Below are 17866 nucleotides of genomic sequence, written 5' to 3'. Positions count from 1 at the left end.
CGATCACCTCCCTGGTGAGCTGGCTTCTTGCTGGCTTGGTCGGCTGGAAATATTGAAATCGCGGACGACCTTTTGGGGATCAACGGGCTTGATCATCAGCGGGATGCCGGCCGATATGACCGTGCGCAACCGTTGCGGTGCGGTGTCTCCGGTGATGATGACGGCGTGTGCCTCTGGGCGCACCAAGTGCAGCTGCTGGATGACGTCAATGCCGCTCTCGCCGTCTCGCAGGCGCAGGTCAGACAGGATCACGTCGATGAAGACGGCCTGAGCGATCTTGAGCGCCTCTGCGCCAGATGCGGCCAGATGCACATTGCAGCCGCGCAGCAGGGCCTGGGTGCTCTCGCGGACGTCCAGTTCGTCGTCGATGACCAGCACCGACAAGCCCACCACCTCGGGCGCCGCGATTTCAATGACGGGTTCTTCTTCGAGGCTGGAAAGGGGAAGCCTCAGCTTGAACGTGGTGCCGACGCCGAACTTGGATTCCAGGGCCAACTGCACGCCGAGGAGGGCACACAGGCGACGAACGATGGACAAGCCCAGCCCCAGGCCTTCGGAGCGGTCCCGCTCCGTGCTTGCCACTTGATAGAACTCCTGGAAGACATATTCGAGTTCCTTCTCTGCAATGCCCACGCCTGAATCGGCCACGCTCAGCACTGCGTCATCGCCGTCTCGTTGCAGGGATAGGCGGACGCTGCCTCCACGGCGCGTGAACTTGAGCGCGTTGTCCGTGAGGTTTCGCAGGATGCGGGAGAAGAGTGTCTCGTCGGTCGCTACCGCGAGGCTCTCGTCACACTGCAGTTCCAGGTGGATGCCCTTGAGGTGTGCCACGGGTTCCATGGCCTGCTGGTGCCCGGTCAGCAGCGCATCGAGGCTGCAGGGCGCGAGTCTGGGCGTGACGATGTCGGCGTCGAGCTTGGAAATGTCCAGCAGGCCTTCGAGTTGCTTGGACAAGGCCTGGTTCATCGACTCCAGCTTGTTCACGATGCCGCGCGTGTCCTCGTCGATCTTGGATTGCCGCAGCACGCCGAGCCATACGGTCATCACGTGCAGCGGCTGGCGCAGGTCGTGGCTGGCGGCTGCAAGAAACTTGGTCTTGGCCCGGTTGGACTCATCGGCGCGTTGCAATGCCAGCGTCAGCTTGGCGTTGAGCTGCTGTTCAACCTGGTGGTGCTCGTCAGCGCGTTGCAGTGCCTGCGTCAGCTCTGCATTGAGTTGCTGTTCAACCAGACGGTGCTCTTCAGCCTGCTGCAGTGCCCTCGTCAGCTTGGCATTGAGCTGCTGTTCGCCGTAGCGATATTTGCTTGATTCCTCGAACACCTTGTTGACCTGCTTGCCCAGGCCGACCAGGAAGAGCAGGAACACGATGATCAACCCCGCGAGCCACCACTCCCCCGGGCTTGGGTTCTGCAGGCCGCCGAGAAACATCCAGGTCCCGGCCAGGGGGATGAGCATGGGCGCGGCAAACGCCAGGAACAGGGAGCGGTGGCCTGAGGTGGTGACGGTCGAGGCGGTTGCCGACGACAGCAGGATGATGGAGATGGCCGCACGCTCGGTGGCGTCGAAACCGCCGAAAGCCACCAGGGGCACGGCCATCAGCACGCCATTGATGGCCAGCAGCCAGGCGATGCGGCGCATGGAGCCGGTGCCCTCGGTAGCGGCGCGTACGAACTTGGTCGTGTAGCGCATGCGCCATCCGGTGACCGCGATCACGGCAGCCTCCCAGGCGACAGGCGGCCATGCTTGCGTACGGTTCAACCAGATGAAGGCGATCAAGCTCGCCGCGAGCAGCATGCCGACCTGCGCACGCAGGCTCTGGCTGAGGAAGATGTCCTCGAAGCGCCCATAGATGAAGGATTGGATCAGCTCATCCTGCCGCTCGTCGTCGGTTCGAGTTTCTGATCGCACGTCTTCGAGCTCCCGCGCTTTGTTGGCCCTTCCCTTGGGCGCCGCGGATGATGGGAGCTGGCTCGGGCTAGGTCAAGGCTCGCAAGCCCTGACTTCGCGCTAGATGCCGTGCCCCTTATCAGTGCGGCAGCATCTGCGCGCTGCCCGTCCAGCGCAGCAATTGCATCAGCGACGGTGCCTGCGTCTTGCCCAGCAGGTTGCGCACATGGCTGCGCACGGTGCTGACGCACAGACCGAGGTGACGGGAGGCGGCCTCCACCGGCTCACCGTCGGCCAGCAGCATCAGCACGTGGCGTTCGGCCTGGCTGAGGCGGCACTGGCGGGTCAGCGCGTCGATGCGTGCGGCCTGGGTCAGCACCGGCTGGTCCAGATGGATGACGAGCAGCAGGCAGCCGTCAGGCCAGCCCGAGGCACTGCTGATGGCCGGCGCAAGCGGCGCCGCGTGCAGCCAGCCGGTCGCAAAGCTGGGCGTGAACCACAGCCCGGTGCGCGAGGACGAGCCCGCGGCCGCCAGCGCCAGCACCTCGCCCAGGCGCTGTGCGTCCAGCTGCCCCAGGCCCATCAGGTGTTCGGACCGCGACTGCCAGAGTCCCTCTGCCAGCAAGTGCTCCGCACTCGTGTTGACGAACAGAAGGCGCCGATCGGGCAGCAGCACCATCAGCGGTTGGGGCAGGGCGCCCAGCACCTGGCGTGGCTGGGCTTCGTGGCCGACTCGGCGTTCGGTGTATGCGACGGGAACAGCTTGCAGCATTTGGATCTCCCTGAGCCTGTGTGGCGCAAAGGCGCCCTCGTTGATGTCATCAAGTTTGGTGATTGCAAGCCGGCATCGCCATTGCCTAGAAGCACACCAACCCATGCCACCGCGCATAGACCAAAAGGCCTGGCCAAAAGGCTTACCCGCAATCCACGATGGCGCGTTCCTGCGCCGATACCATGCAGCCCAGCGGGAGACTGCCGATGAAAGTTCTGTTGATTGATGATCACCCCCTGTTCCGAGAAGGCGTGGCACTGCTGCTGAAACCACTGGTGGAAGCACTTGAAACCTGGGAGGCGGGCAGTTGCGAGGAGGCCTTTGCGGTGCTTGCCGAGCGCGGCGACGCCGATCTGGTCATGATCGACCTCGGCCTGCCAGGGCTGTCTGGTCTCGAGGGTCTGGGCCGGCTGCGGCGTGATCATCCTGAGGTGCCGGTCGTCGTGATGTCCTCGGCCGATGACAAGGACACGGTGCTTGCCGTGCTAGATGCGGGTGCGATGGGCTTCATTCCCAAGAGCTCGACGTCGCAGGTCATGCTGGGTGCGCTGCGCCTCATCCTTGCCAAGGGCATCTACCTGCCGTCGTCGGTGTTCCTCGGCGGCCGTGCGCTGACTCCCGCCATGCCGGCACCGCTGGCACCGCCTGCGCAGGGGCGGCGCCCCGTCGAGCTGGGCCTGACACCGCGCCAGGCCGACGTGCTGCATCTGCTGCTGCAGGGCAAACCGGCCAAACTGATCGGTCGGCAGCTGAACCTGTCGCTCAGTACCGTCAAGGCGCACACCTCGTGCGTGCTGCGGGCATTGAACGTGACGACGCGCACCCAGGCCGTACTGGCTGCGAGTCGCATGGGACTGTGCTTCGAAGAGCCGGTGCCGGCTCAAGGCTCTGCCGTTGATGCCAATGATTCCCTCATGGCTTCCAGCAACCGCTGAAGCCCGATCGGTTTGTGCAGCAGCCGGGCGCGGCAGGCTTGGGCTTGCGGCTGCAGGGCGGCTTCCGTGTTGGCCGTCACGATGACGGCGCCAATGTCTTCGTCATAGTGCTGGCGAAGCCGCGCGATGACCTCGAAACCATTGCGCCCAGCGCCGAGCTGGTAGTCGGTGACGATGAGATCCGGCACACGCAGATGCTGCTGCAACTGGGCCAGCATGTCGTCGCAGGAGGCCGCTGCAACGACGTGGCAGCGCAGCGCGAGCAGCGCGTCGACCAGGGCCTGGGCATTCGTCTCATCGTCGTCGACGACGATGATGAAACGACCCTCAAGCGCTTGTTGGCTGGCCGCAAGCCTTGACGAGACCTTCGCTGACCGCGTGGCGGGTCCGGCCAGCGGCATTTCGACGCGGAACACCGAGCCTTTGCCTACACGGCTGTCCACGCTGAGCCGGTAGCCCAGGATGTGGGCGCTGCGCTGCACGATGGACAGACCCAGCCCCAGGCCCTTCTCCTGGCCCGTGCCGGGCGCCTCGATGCGGAAGAACTCTTCGAAGATGGCTTCCTGGTAGCGGGGCTCGATGCCGGGCCCGCTGTCCCAGACCTCCAGTTCCACCCTGGCGCCGCGACGCCGACAGGCTACCAGCACGCCGCCTTCTCGCGTATAGCGGATGGCGTTGGCCACCAGATTGCCGGCGATGCGCGCCAGCAGCGCGGCGTCGCCCTTCACGACGACGTCACAGGGTCGCACGCGCAGCTTCAGGCCTTTCTCAGCCGCCTGCGGGGCCCAGATCTGTTCCAGCCCACGCAACAGCCAAGCCAGGTTCACATCCTCGATGTGGGCCTGCACCGTGCCGGCATCGAGTTTGGAGATGTCCAGCAGATTGCCGAACAGATTCTCCATCGTTGCGACGGAAGACTGGATCTTGTCGGCCAGGGCCAGGTGCTCGGAGCTGGACAGGCGTGCCTGCAGCACGCCCAGCAGCAGGCTGATCGAGTGCATGGGTTGGCGCAAATCGTGGCTGGCGGCGGCGAGGAAGCGCGTCTTGGCGGCGTTGGCGCGTTCGGCTTCGTCCTTGAGGCGGGAGAGTTCCTCTGCACGGGCGGCAAGGCCGTCGCGGGCATCGGAAAGCTGGGCCGTGCGTTCGGCAACCTTGGCTTCAAGACTGGTGTAGAGGTCGTGCAGGCGGGAGGACATCTGGTTGAAGTCCTGGGCGAGGTCTTCGATCTCGTCTTGCCGTCCCAGCTGGATGGTCTTGCCCAGATTGCCAACGGCGAATTGGGCTGTGGCGCGGCGCAGGGTCAGGATGGGGGCCGCCATGCGGCGAGCGAAAGCGATACCGACCAGCAAGGCAGCCATGCCACCCAGTGCCATCAGGAGCAGCGTTCGGCTGATGGTGGCCCAGACAGGGCGCAGCGCCTCGCTGCGCCGCTGTTCCATGAACAGGATCCAGTCTGTACCCGGTATGCCGGCTCCCGTCGCGATGACCGGTTGATGCTGGAGATCCAGGGTTCGCAGACCTCGGACCAGGATGGGCTCCGACGCGGCATGAGCACGCGCCTGAAGGACCGCTTGCGATGCCGAAAGGTCGATCCGGCTCAGGATGTCCGTCGCGCGGGGATGTGCGATCAGCGTGCCATGGCCGTCTACGATGAAGGCCACGCCACCCTCGCCAGCCTTCAGCCGCGCGACCACGTCACCCAGCAGTCGCAGATCAATGGTGGCGACGATGGCGCCGACACCGTCGAAAGCAGACATGCGAACGGTGGGCAGATGGTCATCCCGAAAGAAGGTCTTGCCCATGCGCACGCCATCTCGGTCATCGAATCGAGCCAGCTCGGGCTCATCCAATGCCGTGCCAAGCCATGATCGGTCCATGGCCTGTTTCGATACATGCAGAAGCTCCCTGGCTTGACGATCGACTACTTGCAGGTCTGTGATCGCGGGAACCAGCCGCATCAGCCGATAGAACTCCTCGCGTCGCTGCTGAAGGCCGAAGCCTGGGCCTTCCCAGGGCATCTTGGCGACATCGCGCAGGCCGGCATCAATGACGGCGAGGTAATTGGCGATCTCGCGCGCGGCGCCTTCTGCCTGGGCGGCCTGAACCGACTGAATGTGCTCTGAAGATTCCTGATACCCGAAGTAGGTCTCGGACGCTCCGGATACGAGCAGCACGAGGAGCGTCAGTCCGCAAAACCAAACCGCGTAGCGTCTGGACAGGGGGCTGTGGGTCGGCCGTTCCGGCGATGCTGAATTCATCGAATGACGATGTCCGCTCGGCGAATGACCGCCGCATCGGGGCGCGGGGAGCCAGAGTCGCCATTGGCACGAAGGATCAAGGTGAAGCGATGCGGCCTCTCGACGGGTATGCCGCCGGGGCGCTCCCCGTCACAGACGCGGGCCACCAGATCGGCAAGCGCGTCCATCACGAATGAAGTGTCCTGCTCGTAGGCCATCAGGGCGCCGGCTCTGACCTCTCTCGCAGTCGAATGCATGGCAGGCACCTTCAGCCGCCGGAGATGGTCAATGATCTCCGGCTCGGCGACATAGGCGATGTAGCTGGGAGGGATGTACCAGGCGTCGTAGCCTGTGGCTACCGGCGCGGCCAATTGTTGATCAAGCTCGACCTTGCTTTCGGCAAGGAAAACGGTGACCTCGAGGCCCAAAAGATGGGCAGGTTGGGTCAGCCTGGCTGAGCCGCCGTTTTTCTCGGCCCAGGACCGATCGGCCAGGACAGCGACCCTGCGGATGTGTGGAAAGGCGTCCTTCAGGATCTCCAGCCGCTTGCCGTCGACAACGTCGAGCAGCGATACGCCGGTGTTAGCGGAAGCGCTGAACTGGAGCGAGTCCCGGATGCCGGCCGCTACTGGGTCTGTGTAGCCGGAAAAGACGAAGGGTGTCGGGCTTGGCAGCTTTGCCGCCCGCATTGCAGATTGCCCTGTCGGGGTGACCACCACAGTGGGCCGGCCCTCCAGCGCAGCCTTCAGCGCCTTGTCGATCGCCACGATGTTGCCCGCATCCGCTTGATGATGCCGGATCGAGGCTTTGACGGACAACTCCGGGTGCCGTCTGGACAGCGCAGCCGTGAAGCGCTTGTAGACCGGGTCAGAAGCTTCGGGCCACGATCCGATGTAGGCAATCGATGGACTGGCTGGCGTTTGGCAACTGTCGGCGCTCATCAGCATGGCCAAGCCCATCACTATTGAGGTGGTTCCCAACGGTCTGAGCAACTGACCTATTTGCATGCCGGTTTACTGCCACTACCCTTGCGACGCTGACGCCGTGTCAGAACACACCAACGGAGGAATGTAATGAGAGAAATCGAATGGGAGCAGAAGACGGTCTTGCTTCCGTGCCACGTCTGGCTGAGGGTCGTTCCCAAGGGCACCCCAAATGAACCCGTCACCTGGCCCAAGGCTGACGACCGGCCGCCGTTCATTGCCGAAGTCGCATCGTATGCAAAGGGCGCGGCAGCCACCGAGCTCCAGTGTTTTCCCTCAATGGCTTTGGGCACGGAGCAGGCTGCTCATGAATGGCGCGACGCACACCCGGGCTGGTTCAAGGATGCGTTGTCGGTGCATCTGGTGAAGATCGATAAAAGCTGATTTCACAACGGTTCAAGCCAGAGGCAGCACTCTGGCGCCAGGGAGGCGAATATGAGCGAATGTCCTTGCGCAGATGACTGTCTGTTTGCGGATGGCGAATGGAAACCCGATCTATTGACGGATGCCGGGCGCAATCCGCCAGACCTGCCCCTGAACTGGCGCAGCCTGATCACGTTGGCCGTACCGCCGCAGCGGAGACAGGCCTACGAATGCCGATACCTGGTTGAGCTGAAGGTCGAGAGGCCGGCCAGGAAGACTGCGATCTGCCAGCAGGCAGAAGGCACCGTGTATTCGGCAACTGAAACGATCCAGGCCATCGTCGGGCCGCTGGTGTTCGGAACCAAGCCCGCCACGTGGACCGCGCTGAGGTTGCTGTACGACAACCTCGACCGCCCGATCTACTACTTCAAGCGGGTGTTCAGCCGGGGGCGCCCGTTCATGTGCTGCGAGGACGTTGAACCGATGTACCCCAAGGGCGCGCCGTTCTATCCTGCCCACCCTGCCTATCCCAGCGGACATTCGACGCAGGCGCACGCGCTGGCCTACTTCTATGCGCGCCTCTTTCCGCAATTGACGGACAAGTTGCTGGCCGCCGCTGCCGATATCGCCCTAAACCGTGAGGTGGCCGGCCTGCACTACCCGAGCGATTCGCTAGCAGGAAAGCTACTGGCTGGGCAGGTGGTCGATCTGTTGCTGCAGGCGGCGAACTTCAAGGCCGCCGCCATCGCGGCCGCTGCAGACTGGCCCGGTGCGAGGACTGATCTTCTCTGATCGCGGCAGCCGTCGGGTTGTGCGGCCGGCGGCGTCGTACGTGTGGGTCAAGTCCGCGCCGCGTTGATCGCCAGCAGCCCATCGAAGATCAACCCTTCGATGAGTTCATGAGGCGCATCCAGCGCCGGCGCCACCTTCCAACCTGCACCGCCCGTCATCAGCAGCAGGGGCTCGCGGCCCTCGCGCTTGGCCAGCAGGCGGAACATGCGTTCGATGGCGCCGGTGATGGCGAAGGTGCCGCCCGTCGTCAACGCGTCGCTGGTGTTGGTCGGGAAGTCGCGCACCTCGCCCGTCGGCACACGCAGGCCGGCGGTGCCGCCTTCCAGCGCGCGCAGCATGATGCCGTGGCCGGGCAGGATGAGGCCGCCCAGGAACTCGCCGTCGGTGGACAGCGCGTCCACCGTCACCGCCGTACCCACCATGACCACCAGCACCGGGCCTTCGAAGCCGCGCTTCTTGGCGTGCGCATGGGCGCCGATGACGGCCACCCAGCGGTCGGCGCCCAGGCGCGTCGGGTGGTCGTAGCCGTTTCTCACGCCGGCCGCCTCGGCGGCGGGCACGACCCAGCGGGGCACCAGGTCCCAGTGCTCCATCTGCTCCTCGACACGGCGGCGCACCGCGTCGCCGGCCACGTTGCTGCCCAGAATGCGTGACGGCGGGGCCAGGGCTTGCCAAGCCTCGTCGGCGAGGCGGTCGATGTTCTCCAGGAAAACGGCACCGTGCTGCGTCGGCGGGCTGCCAGGTTCGGCGCCGTCTTCATAGACGGCCCACTTGAGCCGGGTGTTGCCGATGTCGATGGCCAAAAAGCTCATGGTGGGCTGTGCCGTGAACGATGCCGCGAGCCTACCAGCGCATTTGTATCTGCCCGTGCGGGTTTCTGCTTCAATCAGCGGCTATTTCTGATTGCCCTTTCCCACGAGGAGAACCGCCATGCTGCGACGCCTGCGTATCCAAGCCCGCCTCTGGCTGGCCTTCGGCATCATCCTGGCGATGACGGCGCTGCTGGTTGCCGTCGGTGGCTTTGGCCTGAACGTGTCGCAGAAGGCCATCCAGGGCATCACGCAGAAGCTCATCCCGACGTCCAACATCACTGTTGCGGCCCGCAGCCACCTGTTGCAGAGCAAGACGGCCACATCGACGCTGGTGGCCTCCATCTTCAACAAGGAAGGCATGGCACGGGCCCGCAAGGAGTGGGACGGCGCCCAGGCGGGCCTGGACAAGGCGATGGACGACTTCGGCAAGATGACGACCGAAGACAAGGGTCGCGAGGCGCTGGCGAAGTTCCGTGTGCTGATGGCCGACTACCGCAAGGCCGTCAAGCCGGTGGCCGACAAGATCAGCGCAGATGGTTTCGCCGACGCCCAATCGGCCTTCGAGGAGATGAAGGCTGCGGACGTCGCCTATGAGCCGGCGCTGTCCATGCTCAACAACATCGAGGCCGACCTGAAGAAGCGCGGCGATGACATCTTTGCGACGGTGGACAAGCTGGTGGGCAACGTCTTCGTCGGCTTCATCGTCGCCTTCGTCGTCTGCGTCATCGTGGGCGGCGCGCTGGCCGTGCTGATCTCGCGCTCCATCATCGGCCCGCTGGTGGCAGCCAAGCGCTTTGCCGAACGCATGGCCGGCGGTGACCTGTCGCGTGCCCCCGAGGCCAGCGGCACGGACGAGTCCGCCGAGATGATGCAGGCCCTGGCCGCCATGCAGAAGTCGCTGTCCGAGATCGTCGGCCAGGTGCGCGAGTCGGCCGAGAGCATCCAGGTCGCCTCCAGCGAGGTGGCCAGCGGCAACATGGACCTGTCGCAGCGCACCGAGCAGACGGCGTCCAACCTGCAGCAGGCCTCCAGCTCGATGACGCAGTTGACCGGTACCGTCAGTCAGAGCGCTGACTCGGCCATGACGGCCAAGCAGCTGGCCGGCGCTGCCGCCGAGACGGCCGGCCGCGGTGGCGAGGTCGTGTCGCGCGTCGTCAGCACCATGGGTGAGATCAACAACGCCAGCCGCAAGATCGCCGACATCATCGGCACCATCGACGGCATCGCCTTCCAGACCAATATCCTGGCGCTGAACGCCGCGGTGGAAGCGGCCCGCGCGGGCGAGCAGGGCCGCGGCTTCGCAGTCGTGGCCGGCGAAGTGCGCTCGCTGGCCCAGCGCTCTGCGGAAGCGGCCCGCGAGATCAAGGCGCTGATCGGCGCCAGCGTCGAGCGCGTCGAGGCCGGCACGCATCTCGTCAACGACGCCGGCACGACCATGACCGACATCGTCGGCTCCGTGCAACGTGTGACCGACATCATTGGCGAGATCAGCGCCGCCGCCGTCGAGCAGAGCCAGGGGCTGCGTCAGGTCAACGGCACCGTGACAGAGCTGGACCAGATGACGCAGCAGAACGCAGCGCTGGTGGAAGAGTCCGCCGCAGCGGCTCAGTCGCTGAAGGAACAGGCCGTGCGGCTGGCGGGGCTGGTGAGCAGCTTCAAGCTGAGCTGACCGGGACTGCCGGCAAGCGGGCGTCGCTGCTGCCGCGTCGACGGGTGAGCCGATGACGGCAACCTCTACAAGCCTTGCAGTCAGTGCGACCGAAGTGAATTGATGTGCGCGAGGCCGAGAGCCCGAACGAACTCCGCATAGCTCGCCAGGAGTTGTGCGGAGCTTCCTGAAGGGGTTGGGGCGATTGATTTCTGATCAAGTCGCCGTGACCTTGCTTGCGGCTCAATGAACCCGCAGCACCTCAAACCGCTGTCGGATCAGAGCCGCCTGTATCGACACCTCGTCACCCTCACATTTGCCCAGCATGGCCTTGCCCAACGGGGATTCGCTGCTGATGACCTGAATGGTCTGAGCGCCGCTGACCAACTTCATGCTGCCCCCAGCCGGGCCGAGAAAGAGCTGTTGCTGCTTGTCGTCGGCATCGACCAGGCAGACCAGCGCGCCGAGCTGTATGCCTTTGCCGGCGTCGTAGGGGCGCGGGCGGAATTGGCGCCAATTGGCCATCGCCTGGCGGATGGCTTGGGCGCGACGAGCTTGGCCGGTGGCCAGGTAGGCCGCTTCCAGACCCAACGTGTCGTATTTGTTCTCGGCGATATTTTCTTCGTGAGTTGCCGTTTCATGGGCCGCCCGCGCTGCCTGTTCGGCTTGCAGCAGGTCTTCGGCGAGCCGTTCCAACACCTGCTGCTGCAGCAAGAATTTATCCATGATGAAAGGTAGACATCTCGAACAAGCGGGCGCGGATCGTGATTGTGAAGGGCTCCACCAGCTTTCGAGGCTTCTGTTGACTGCAGCCACACTTCGGCCTTGGTCGAATAACGCTTGTCACGGGCCTCTGGCGAGGCCCCGCGGTGCGACCATTGGCCACCCAGCCTCCAGTGACCTGGGGCTGCGATCCAGATCGACGTGCGTAGCTGCACAGACCTCACCCATGCACGCATCGACCCTGACACCGCACGCACCACTCACCACCCCAGGGCCACAGTTGCCGCGGCTCTACACCTTTCGCCGCTGCCCCTACGCCATGAGAGCACGGATGGCGCTGCTGCAGGCCGGGCGGGCCTTCGAGGCGGTGGAGGTCAGCTTGCGCGACAAGCCAGCAAGCTTGCTGGCCCTATCGCCCAAGGCTACGGTACCAGTGCTGCAGTTGCCCGATGGCAGCGTGATCGAGGAGAGTTGGGACATCATGCGCTGGGCACTGGCCGCGCCCGATGCGCAGGGCTGGTGGGCGCGGGCGCAGTCGCCTGCGAACCTTGACCTGGTACAGCGAAACGACGGCGACTTCAAGCATCACCTGGACCGCTGGAAGTACTCCCAGCGCTACGCGAGTGAGACCCTCACGCCAGACGCACACCGCGACAGGGCGCTGGATGTGCTTCTGCGACCGCTAGAGGCACGGCTGCAAAGCGCGCCCTGCTTGGGCGGCGCCACGCCATGCGCCACCGACTTGGCAGTGTTGCCCTTCGTCCGCCAGTTCGCCTCGGTGGAGCCGGGATGGTTTGCAACGCTGAACCTGCCATCGGTATGTTCCTGGCTGAACGGCTGGCTCGTCAGCCCGCTATTCGTTGCGTGCATGTACAAGTTACCCGCGGAAGGTGCGATTCGCTTTCCGTCGCTCTAACGCTTGCTTGGCCGTCGATCAAGCGATCGGTCGCCGCTCGGCATCGTTGGCCTCATCACAAATCGCGTCGATCTGTTCAAGCCGTGACGCGGCGCCTTCTGCCGTGGTCCCATTCGCCGACGGTGCCCTTACAGCGCCTTGACGACGATACGGTCTCCTGAATAGGTCACGGGAATAGCAGGCGCATCGAAGTCGACGGTGCGGTCGCCGGGTTTGAGGAAGCGGATGTTGAAGGTTCTCTTCGTCACCATGCCCGCATAGCCCCCGGAGCGCGGCCCGATGGTGACTTCGGCGCGCTTGTCGTCATAGACAAACGGGATGCGCGTGTACTGGCCGGCCTTGTACGAGTTTGAGATGCCGTCGTCTTCGTAGAGGCTGTAGCTTCCATCGGCACCGGTATAGACGTGGATGGTCAACGGCGCGTCGGGCTTCTCGTCCACATATTGCGTGACGGGCCCCATGGGCACGATGGCGCCCGCTTTGACGTAAAGGGGTATCTGGTCCAGCGGGGCGGCCACGGTTCGCGTCTGGCCGCCTTTGACCGTCTCACCCGTCCAGACGTTGAACCAGGTCGATGTGCCCGGGAAGTAGACCGGGCGGGACGTTGCGCCATACCGCGTCACCGGCGCCGCCAGCATCGATTTGCCGAACAGGTATTGGTCGGCGATCTTCTTGGCCGTGGCGTCTGCCGGGAAGTCGAGTGCCAGGCCGCGCATGATGGGTGCGCCTTCGTAGTGGCTGTCCGCGGCAGCCGTGTAGATATAGGGCATCAGCCGGTAGCGCAGCTCCAGGAACCACACCATGTTGGCCCGCATGGCGGACCCTTCGGGCGAGATTTCGTGGATCTCGCGCTTCACGCCTTCGCCGTGGCTGCGCATCAAGGGTGACAAGGTGCCGAACTGCCACCAGCGCTGATTCAGCTCCTGCCACTCCTTCAGGTCTTCGGCGGTACGCACGCCGCCTGCCACGCGGTTCTCCTGAAGCCCCGCAACCGACTTGTCCTGAAACCGGGCTTCCTGGGAATAGCCGCCGATGTCGTGCGTCCAGTTGGGCACGCCTGAAAACCCGGTCTGCACTCCTGCCGAGATCTGCTTGTACAGGTTGTCCCAGGTGCCGACGACATCCCCCGACCACACGGCCGCCGCGTTTCGCTGCACGCCCGCGAAGCCGGAGCGGGTCAGGATGAAATGGCGCACGTCCGGGCGGTCCCGCTGCAGGCCGTCGTGAACGGCCTGGGTGCTCATGGTGGAGTAGGCGTTGGTCACCAGCGCACCCGGCCCCATCTGCGTCGGCGTGATCAGTTCGGCGAGTTCCTCGGGGCTGGCGTTGGAGCGCACGTCGGGTTCGGTGTTGTCCATCCACCAGGCGTCGAAGCCGAGGTCGACCAGGGGCCTCTTCATCTGGCGGTAGAAGACGTCCCGCGCTTCCTGGTTGTAGGGCGAGAAGTGGCTGTTGAGATGGCCTGCCCCCACCCAATCCTTCATGCCGAGTTCGACATTGCGGCGCCACATATAGCCCTTGGCGTCCAGCTCCTTGTAGTTGGCGGTGTTGGGATAGAACTTGCCCCAGATCGAAATCATGATCCGGGCATGCTGGCGATGCACTTCATCGACCATGCCCTTGGGATCGGGGAAGCGTGCTGCATCGAAGGCATGGCTGCCCCACTGGTCCTCCGGCCAGTAGAACCAGTCCTGCACGATGTTGTCGATGGGCCAGCGGTTGGCGCGGTAGGTCTTGAGCACGCCGAGCAACTCGGCCTGGGTGCGGTAGCGCTGCCGGGACTGCCAGAAGCCGTAGGCCCATTTCGGCATCATCGGCGGGATGCCGGTGACCTGGTGGTAGCCGCGGATGACGCCCTGGATGGAATCGGCGCCGATGAAGTAGTAGCTCAGGCCGGTGCCGGCTTCGGACGCAAAGCGCAGCGAATGCCTGTCGGCGGCCGGCTCGGGGTCGGAGTGGTGCAGCGAGATGAGACCGCTCGTCGGCCGCCATTCGACATGCAGGCTGACCGGCTTGCCTGGGCTGAACGGCTGCTCGAAATTGTTGTACCAGCCGTTCCAATTCGCGCGCCAGATGCCATGGTCGAAGAGGGTCTTGCCGTCGACCTTCAGCGTCACGTAGTCCGAAGCGAACAGGCGCATCTTGTGCAGCCCCGGCTTGTCGGAAGTGGCCGTGCCCTCCCAGACGACCCTGACCTTCCTGCCGCGGGTGGCGGCCTTGCTCAGCGCGGCGTCGGTGGGCCAGTAGTTGCGGACATCGCTGAGGAACTGATAGCGGATGTCAGGCTCCACGCGGGTCAGGATCAATTGATCGTCGACGTAGTACTTCGCCGTCAGGCCGCTGGCGCCGTCCAGCGCGGTGAGCTTCAAGTCACGGCTGGCCAGCCCGAAGCGCTGCGGGTTGCCGAAGCGCGTGACGGAGGCGTTGTCCCAGAGCACGCCGTAGTTCCTGTCGGACACGACGAACGGGATGGCGATGTCCATGTTGTGCTGGCGCAGCTCGACGTCTTCGCCGTTCAAGTCCATCTGCGCGTTCTGGTGCTGCCCCAGGCCGTAGAACGCCTCGGTCGTGCCCCGGTTGAACTGGGCGGAGGGAGCGACGTAGGGCCGGCCCTCGACCATGACCGGCTGGAGGTCGGCCCGCTCAGTCGTCAGCACGGCGACACCCTTGGCGTCAAGGAAGGTGACCCGGCCATCCTTCAGCGACACCTGGGCCGACGCCTTGCCTGCATCGAGCGTCACGGCGTCGGGGCCGGCCTTCACGGTGAAGCGTCCGCTTGGCTTGGCGACGGCCATCAGCGACTCGATCTGCGCACGCGCCGGATCGTCGACGCCGACGACCTGGATGATCGACTCCGTGATGGCATTCAGGCGCAGCTCCTTCACGCTGCCCGTATCGGGCCTCACCAACACGCCCGTGGGCGTTTGCTGGTAGGTGCCGGCGAAGGAAGCCGCCGTCGCCAGCAACGTCGTGGCGAGCACGGAAAGCGAGAGTGATGGCGTCATGTCGTTCAGGCCGCAGCAACCGTCAAAGTGGTGGTCTTCAGATCGACGCTGTTGGGGCCGGCCATGATGGTGAAGCTGCCGGGCTCGACGACGCGCTTCATGTCCATGCCGTAGAACTGGAGTTCTGCTGGCGTGATCGTGAGGGTGACGGTCCGCTTTTCGCCGGGTGCCAGCGTCACGCGGGCGAAGCCCTTGAGTTCCTTGACGGGTCGGGTCACCGACGAAATGTCATCGCGGATGTAGAGCTGCACCACCTCGTCGCCCTGGCGCTTGCCGGTATTGGTGACGTCCACCGAGACCGTCACGCTGTCCGCCGGCCCGATGGTTGCCTTGGACAGGCGCGGCGCTGACAGCGCAAACGTCGTGTAGCTCAGGCCGAAACCGAAGGGATAGAGCGGTGTGTTGTCGCTGCCGAGGTAGCCGCGGCTGGCCGTTGGCTTGGCGTTGTAGTACACGGGCAGTTGCCCCACGTTGCGGGGGAAGCTGATGGGCAGCTTGCCGCCCGGGTTGGCGCGGCCGAACAGGATGTCGGCGGCCGCATGGCCGGTTTCCTGCCCGAGGTACCAGCCTTCGATGATGGCGCCGGCCTTGGCCTTCAGCAGGTTGATCGCCAGCGGTTTGCCGTTCAGCAGGAAGACGACCGTCGGCTTGTTCAACGCGAAGATGGCGGCCGCCAGGTCGTTCTGCTGGCCGATCAGTTCCAGCGAGTCGCGGTCGCCCAGATGGGTGTCCGACCACGCCTCGCGGGTGGTCTGTTCGTTGTCGCCCAGCACCATCACGATCGTGTCTGCCGCCTTGGCCGCCTCGACGGCCTCCGCGATGAGGCGGGCATTGACCGCCGGGGCGATGAAACGCACTTCGTCTTCCGTCCACTCGCGCTTCTCGGTCAAGCGCACGGCTTCCCGGTACTCGAAGGCGAAGCCCTGCGACTTCGCTTCGCTGGCCAGTGCGTCGTGGATGGACACCACATGGCGGGGAATGTCGGAGTAGCCGCCGATGGGCGTGTCCTTGGCATGCGTGCCGAGCAGCAGCAGCTTGCCGACCTTTTTGCCGTCGAGTGGCAGTACCCCGTCGTTCTTCAACAGCACGACGGATCGCACCGCCGCTTCACGCGCCAGGGCCACCGCGTCCGGTGTGGCGGTCAGGCCGTCCGCCTTGCTGGCGTCGACATACGGGTCTTCAAACAATCCGGCGAGGAACTTCAGCTCCAGGATGCGGCGCACGACCACGTCGAGCTCGGCCTCCTTGATGCGGCCGGCCTTCACCAGGTTGACGAGCTCGGGGAAGCCGCCGGTGTCAGGCGTTTCGATGTCGACCCCGGCGGTGAAGGCGCGATAAGCCGCCTCCTTCATGTCAGGCACCAGCCGGTGGCGCGACACCAGATCCCCGATCGCGAAGTAGTCCGAGACCGTCAGGCCCTTGAAGCCCCATTCGCCGCGCAGGATGGTTTTCAGCAGCCACGGGTTGGCATGTGAAGGGATGCCGTCGATCTCGTTGTACGACGGCATGACGGCCGCAATCGGCGTCTCGCGGATGATCTTCTCGAACGGCGGGAAGAAGACTTCGCGCAGCACCCGCTCGGAGATCTGCGCCGGCGCGGTGTTGATGCCGCGCTCGGGCTGACCATGGCCGGTCATGTGCTTGAGCGTCGCCAGCACCTTGGCCGGCGCCAGCTTGCGCTCGGTGCCGGAGAAGCCAATGACCGCCGCCTTGCCCAGCACGCTCGTCAGGTAGGGGTCTTCGCCGAGGGTCTCCTCCACGCGGCCCCAACGCGGATCGCGGCAGACATCGACGACCGGCGCCAAGGCGAGGTTGGCACCCCGCGCCCGCATCTCCCGCGCGCAGACCGAATAGATCCGCTCGATCAGCGCTGGGTCGAAGGAGGACGCCAGGCCGATCGCCTGCGGGAAGCAGGTCGCGTCGCGCGCCGCGTAGCCATGCAGACTTTCCTCGTGCATGAACAGCGGAATGCCCAGCCGCGTGCGCTGCACCGCCCAGGCCTGGGCGGCATTGACATAGGCTGCCGTCTCGGCCGCCGTGCGGTTGGCCATATTGGCATCTGCGCCGGCGTTGGTGTTGTCCACGCCCTTGCGGTCACTCGGCCGGGCAAGCATGCCCAAGCCGTGCGGCAGCGCCTGCGCGGCCTGCGCCGCGTCGAAGTCGCCGCGTTCGTTCTGCACGCGGTTCTTGCCGATCCAGATGCACATGGTCTGGGCCACCTTCTCCTCCAGCGTCATGCGGGAAAGCAGGTCCTTGACGCGCACCGCCACGCCTGCGGACGCCTGCTTGTAGAGCGGCTGATCGGACTGAGCCGCCACCGCATGGCCTGCCGTGGCAAGCCCGACGGCACCGACACCTTGGACAAAATTGCGACGCGTCACACCGGCAGTACTCATGGGTCTCCTTCGTAGGCGGTTCAGTCTGGGCGCGCACCCTAACGCATGGCGGCGCATGGCGGCAGGCACTGGCGGGAAAGGGGGCTCACCCGCGCGGGGCAGAGTATTGCAACCCGCCAGTCGGCGCGCGATGCCTAAGCACGCTTGCGGCCGCAGTGTCACATCCACGTCTTGGACGGCTGCGCCGCCCGCTAACCGCGAACGTTGAATGTCAGCTTTGCGGCCGCTCAACAGGCCTGGTGCGGACTCCGATTCGGGTCGGTTCCGCCAGCTCGTTGGCCACGATAGCTGTCGTTGACCCGCCCGGCGCCCCGGGTCACGGTCGTCTCAAGCGCGAGCGTCGGTGAATGGCCGGTCCCGGTGGTCCAGCAGTCGCTCAGTCGGCACCCCGTTCAAT

Annotated in this window: 13 protein-coding genes; 5 read left to right on the top strand and 8 right to left on the bottom strand. The window is 65.0% G+C overall.

Going from position 1 to position 17866, the window contains the following annotated elements; translation table 11 throughout:
* Positions 1 to 3: 3 nt before the first annotated feature.
* Positions 4 to 1908 (bottom strand): hybrid sensor histidine kinase/response regulator, encoded by a 1905-nt coding sequence (locus tag ASC91_RS26445; protein WP_056204621.1) that lies wholly within the window; start codon positions 1906 to 1908, stop codon positions 4 to 6.
* A 118-nt stretch (positions 1909 to 2026) separates the two neighbouring features.
* Positions 2027 to 2659, bottom strand: coding sequence for a LuxR C-terminal-related transcriptional regulator (locus tag ASC91_RS26440; protein ID WP_056204618.1), 633 nt, complete (start codon positions 2657 to 2659; stop codon positions 2027 to 2029).
* 158 nt (positions 2660 to 2817) lie between these two features.
* On the opposite strand from ASC91_RS26440, the gene ASC91_RS26435 reads away from it, so the two are divergent.
* Positions 2818 to 3594 carry a response regulator transcription factor gene (locus tag ASC91_RS26435; RefSeq protein ID WP_200955353.1) on the top strand — a complete coding sequence of 259 codons (777 nt, stop codon included), beginning with the start codon at positions 2818 to 2820 and terminating at the stop codon, positions 3592 to 3594.
* Here the strand turns inward: ASC91_RS26435 and ASC91_RS26430 are convergent.
* Together ASC91_RS26430 and ASC91_RS26420 are read right to left on the bottom strand one after the other, a co-directional pair.
* The gene (locus tag ASC91_RS26430) at positions 3540 to 5852 is read right to left on the bottom strand and encodes an ATP-binding protein (protein ID WP_082533040.1); all 2313 of its coding nucleotides are present in this window, start codon (positions 5850 to 5852) and stop codon (positions 3540 to 3542) included. The genes ASC91_RS26435 and ASC91_RS26430 overlap by 55 nt on opposite strands.
* On the bottom strand, positions 5849 to 6778 hold the full coding sequence (locus ASC91_RS26420; RefSeq protein ID WP_235532125.1) for an ABC transporter substrate binding protein: 930 nt from the start codon (positions 6776 to 6778) through the stop codon (positions 5849 to 5851). The genes ASC91_RS26430 and ASC91_RS26420 overlap by 4 nt, the downstream gene beginning before the upstream one ends.
* Before the next feature lie 126 nt (positions 6779 to 6904).
* Between ASC91_RS26420 and ASC91_RS29735 the strand changes: the two genes are divergently transcribed.
* Together ASC91_RS29735 and ASC91_RS26415 are read left to right on the top strand one after the other, a co-directional pair.
* Positions 6905 to 7198 (top strand): hypothetical protein, encoded by a 294-nt coding sequence (locus ASC91_RS29735; RefSeq protein ID WP_157282161.1) that lies wholly within the window; start codon positions 6905 to 6907, stop codon positions 7196 to 7198.
* 51 nt (positions 7199 to 7249) lie between these two features.
* A complete protein-coding gene (locus ASC91_RS26415; protein WP_082533038.1) occupies positions 7250 to 7969 on the top strand; it encodes a phosphatase PAP2 family protein in 720 nt (239 codons plus the stop codon).
* 47 nt (positions 7970 to 8016) lie between these two features.
* Here the strand turns inward: ASC91_RS26415 and ASC91_RS26410 are convergent, their stop codons facing one another.
* Positions 8017 to 8781 carry a type III pantothenate kinase gene (locus ASC91_RS26410; protein ID WP_056204595.1) on the bottom strand — a complete coding sequence of 255 codons (765 nt, stop codon included), beginning with the start codon at positions 8779 to 8781 and terminating at the stop codon, positions 8017 to 8019.
* A gap of 118 nt (positions 8782 to 8899) precedes the next feature.
* Between ASC91_RS26410 and ASC91_RS30830 the strand changes: the two genes are divergently transcribed.
* The gene (locus ASC91_RS30830) at positions 8900 to 10450 is read left to right on the top strand and encodes a methyl-accepting chemotaxis protein (protein ID WP_056204591.1); all 1551 of its coding nucleotides are present in this window, start codon (positions 8900 to 8902) and stop codon (positions 10448 to 10450) included.
* A 222-nt stretch (positions 10451 to 10672) separates the two neighbouring features.
* Here the strand turns inward: ASC91_RS30830 and ASC91_RS26400 are convergent, their stop codons facing one another.
* Positions 10673 to 11155 carry a GreA/GreB family elongation factor gene (locus tag ASC91_RS26400; protein ID WP_056204588.1) on the bottom strand — a complete coding sequence of 161 codons (483 nt, stop codon included), beginning with the start codon at positions 11153 to 11155 and terminating at the stop codon, positions 10673 to 10675.
* Between the two features lie 223 nt (positions 11156 to 11378).
* Here ASC91_RS26400 and ASC91_RS26395 point away from each other — a divergent pair, with 223 nt between their 5' ends.
* Positions 11379 to 12068 carry a glutathione S-transferase gene (locus tag ASC91_RS26395; RefSeq protein ID WP_056204585.1) on the top strand — a complete coding sequence of 230 codons (690 nt, stop codon included), beginning with the start codon at positions 11379 to 11381 and terminating at the stop codon, positions 12066 to 12068.
* A gap of 128 nt (positions 12069 to 12196) precedes the next feature.
* Here ASC91_RS26395 and ASC91_RS26390 read toward each other — a convergent pair whose 3' ends face one another.
* Entirely contained in the window at positions 12197 to 15073 is a 2877-nt protein-coding gene (locus ASC91_RS26390) for a TIM-barrel domain-containing protein (RefSeq protein WP_056204583.1), read from the bottom strand.
* A gap of 5 nt (positions 15074 to 15078) precedes the next feature.
* Entirely contained in the window at positions 15079 to 17469 is a 2391-nt protein-coding gene (locus tag ASC91_RS26385; protein ID WP_056204581.1) for a glycoside hydrolase family 3 N-terminal domain-containing protein, read from the bottom strand.
* Positions 17470 to 17866 lie beyond the last annotated feature (397 nt).

This window comes from Pelomonas sp. Root1237, from assembly GCF_001425055.1.
Classification (GTDB): domain Bacteria; phylum Pseudomonadota; class Gammaproteobacteria; order Burkholderiales; family Burkholderiaceae_C; genus Pelomonas.
This window is presented reverse-complemented; position numbering and strand designations above follow the sequence as displayed.

Coding starts and splice junctions, on each gene's coding strand:
- ASC91_RS26440 (WP_056204618.1), bottom strand. CDS start 2,659: ATGCTGCAAGCTGTTCCCGTCGCATACACCGAACGCCGAGTCGGCCAC.
- ASC91_RS26435 (WP_200955353.1), top strand. CDS start 2,818: ATGGCGCGTTCCTGCGCCGATACCATGCAGCCCAGCGGGAGACTGCCG.
- ASC91_RS26430 (WP_082533040.1), bottom strand. CDS start 5,852: ATGAATTCAGCATCGCCGGAACGGCCGACCCACAGCCCCCTGTCCAGA.
- ASC91_RS26420 (WP_235532125.1), bottom strand. CDS start 6,778: ATGCTGATGAGCGCCGACAGTTGCCAAACGCCAGCCAGTCCATCGATT.
- ASC91_RS29735 (WP_157282161.1), top strand. CDS start 6,905: ATGAGAGAAATCGAATGGGAGCAGAAGACGGTCTTGCTTCCGTGCCAC.
- ASC91_RS26415 (WP_082533038.1), top strand. CDS start 7,250: ATGAGCGAATGTCCTTGCGCAGATGACTGTCTGTTTGCGGATGGCGAA.
- ASC91_RS26410 (WP_056204595.1), bottom strand. CDS start 8,781: ATGAGCTTTTTGGCCATCGACATCGGCAACACCCGGCTCAAGTGGGCC.
- ASC91_RS30830 (WP_056204591.1), top strand. CDS start 8,900: ATGCTGCGACGCCTGCGTATCCAAGCCCGCCTCTGGCTGGCCTTCGGC.
- ASC91_RS26400 (WP_056204588.1), bottom strand. CDS start 11,155: ATGGATAAATTCTTGCTGCAGCAGCAGGTGTTGGAACGGCTCGCCGAA.
- ASC91_RS26395 (WP_056204585.1), top strand. CDS start 11,379: ATGCACGCATCGACCCTGACACCGCACGCACCACTCACCACCCCAGGG.
- ASC91_RS26390 (WP_056204583.1), bottom strand. CDS start 15,073: ATGACGCCATCACTCTCGCTTTCCGTGCTCGCCACGACGTTGCTGGCG.
- ASC91_RS26385 (WP_056204581.1), bottom strand. CDS start 17,469: ATGAGTACTGCCGGTGTGACGCGTCGCAATTTTGTCCAAGGTGTCGGT.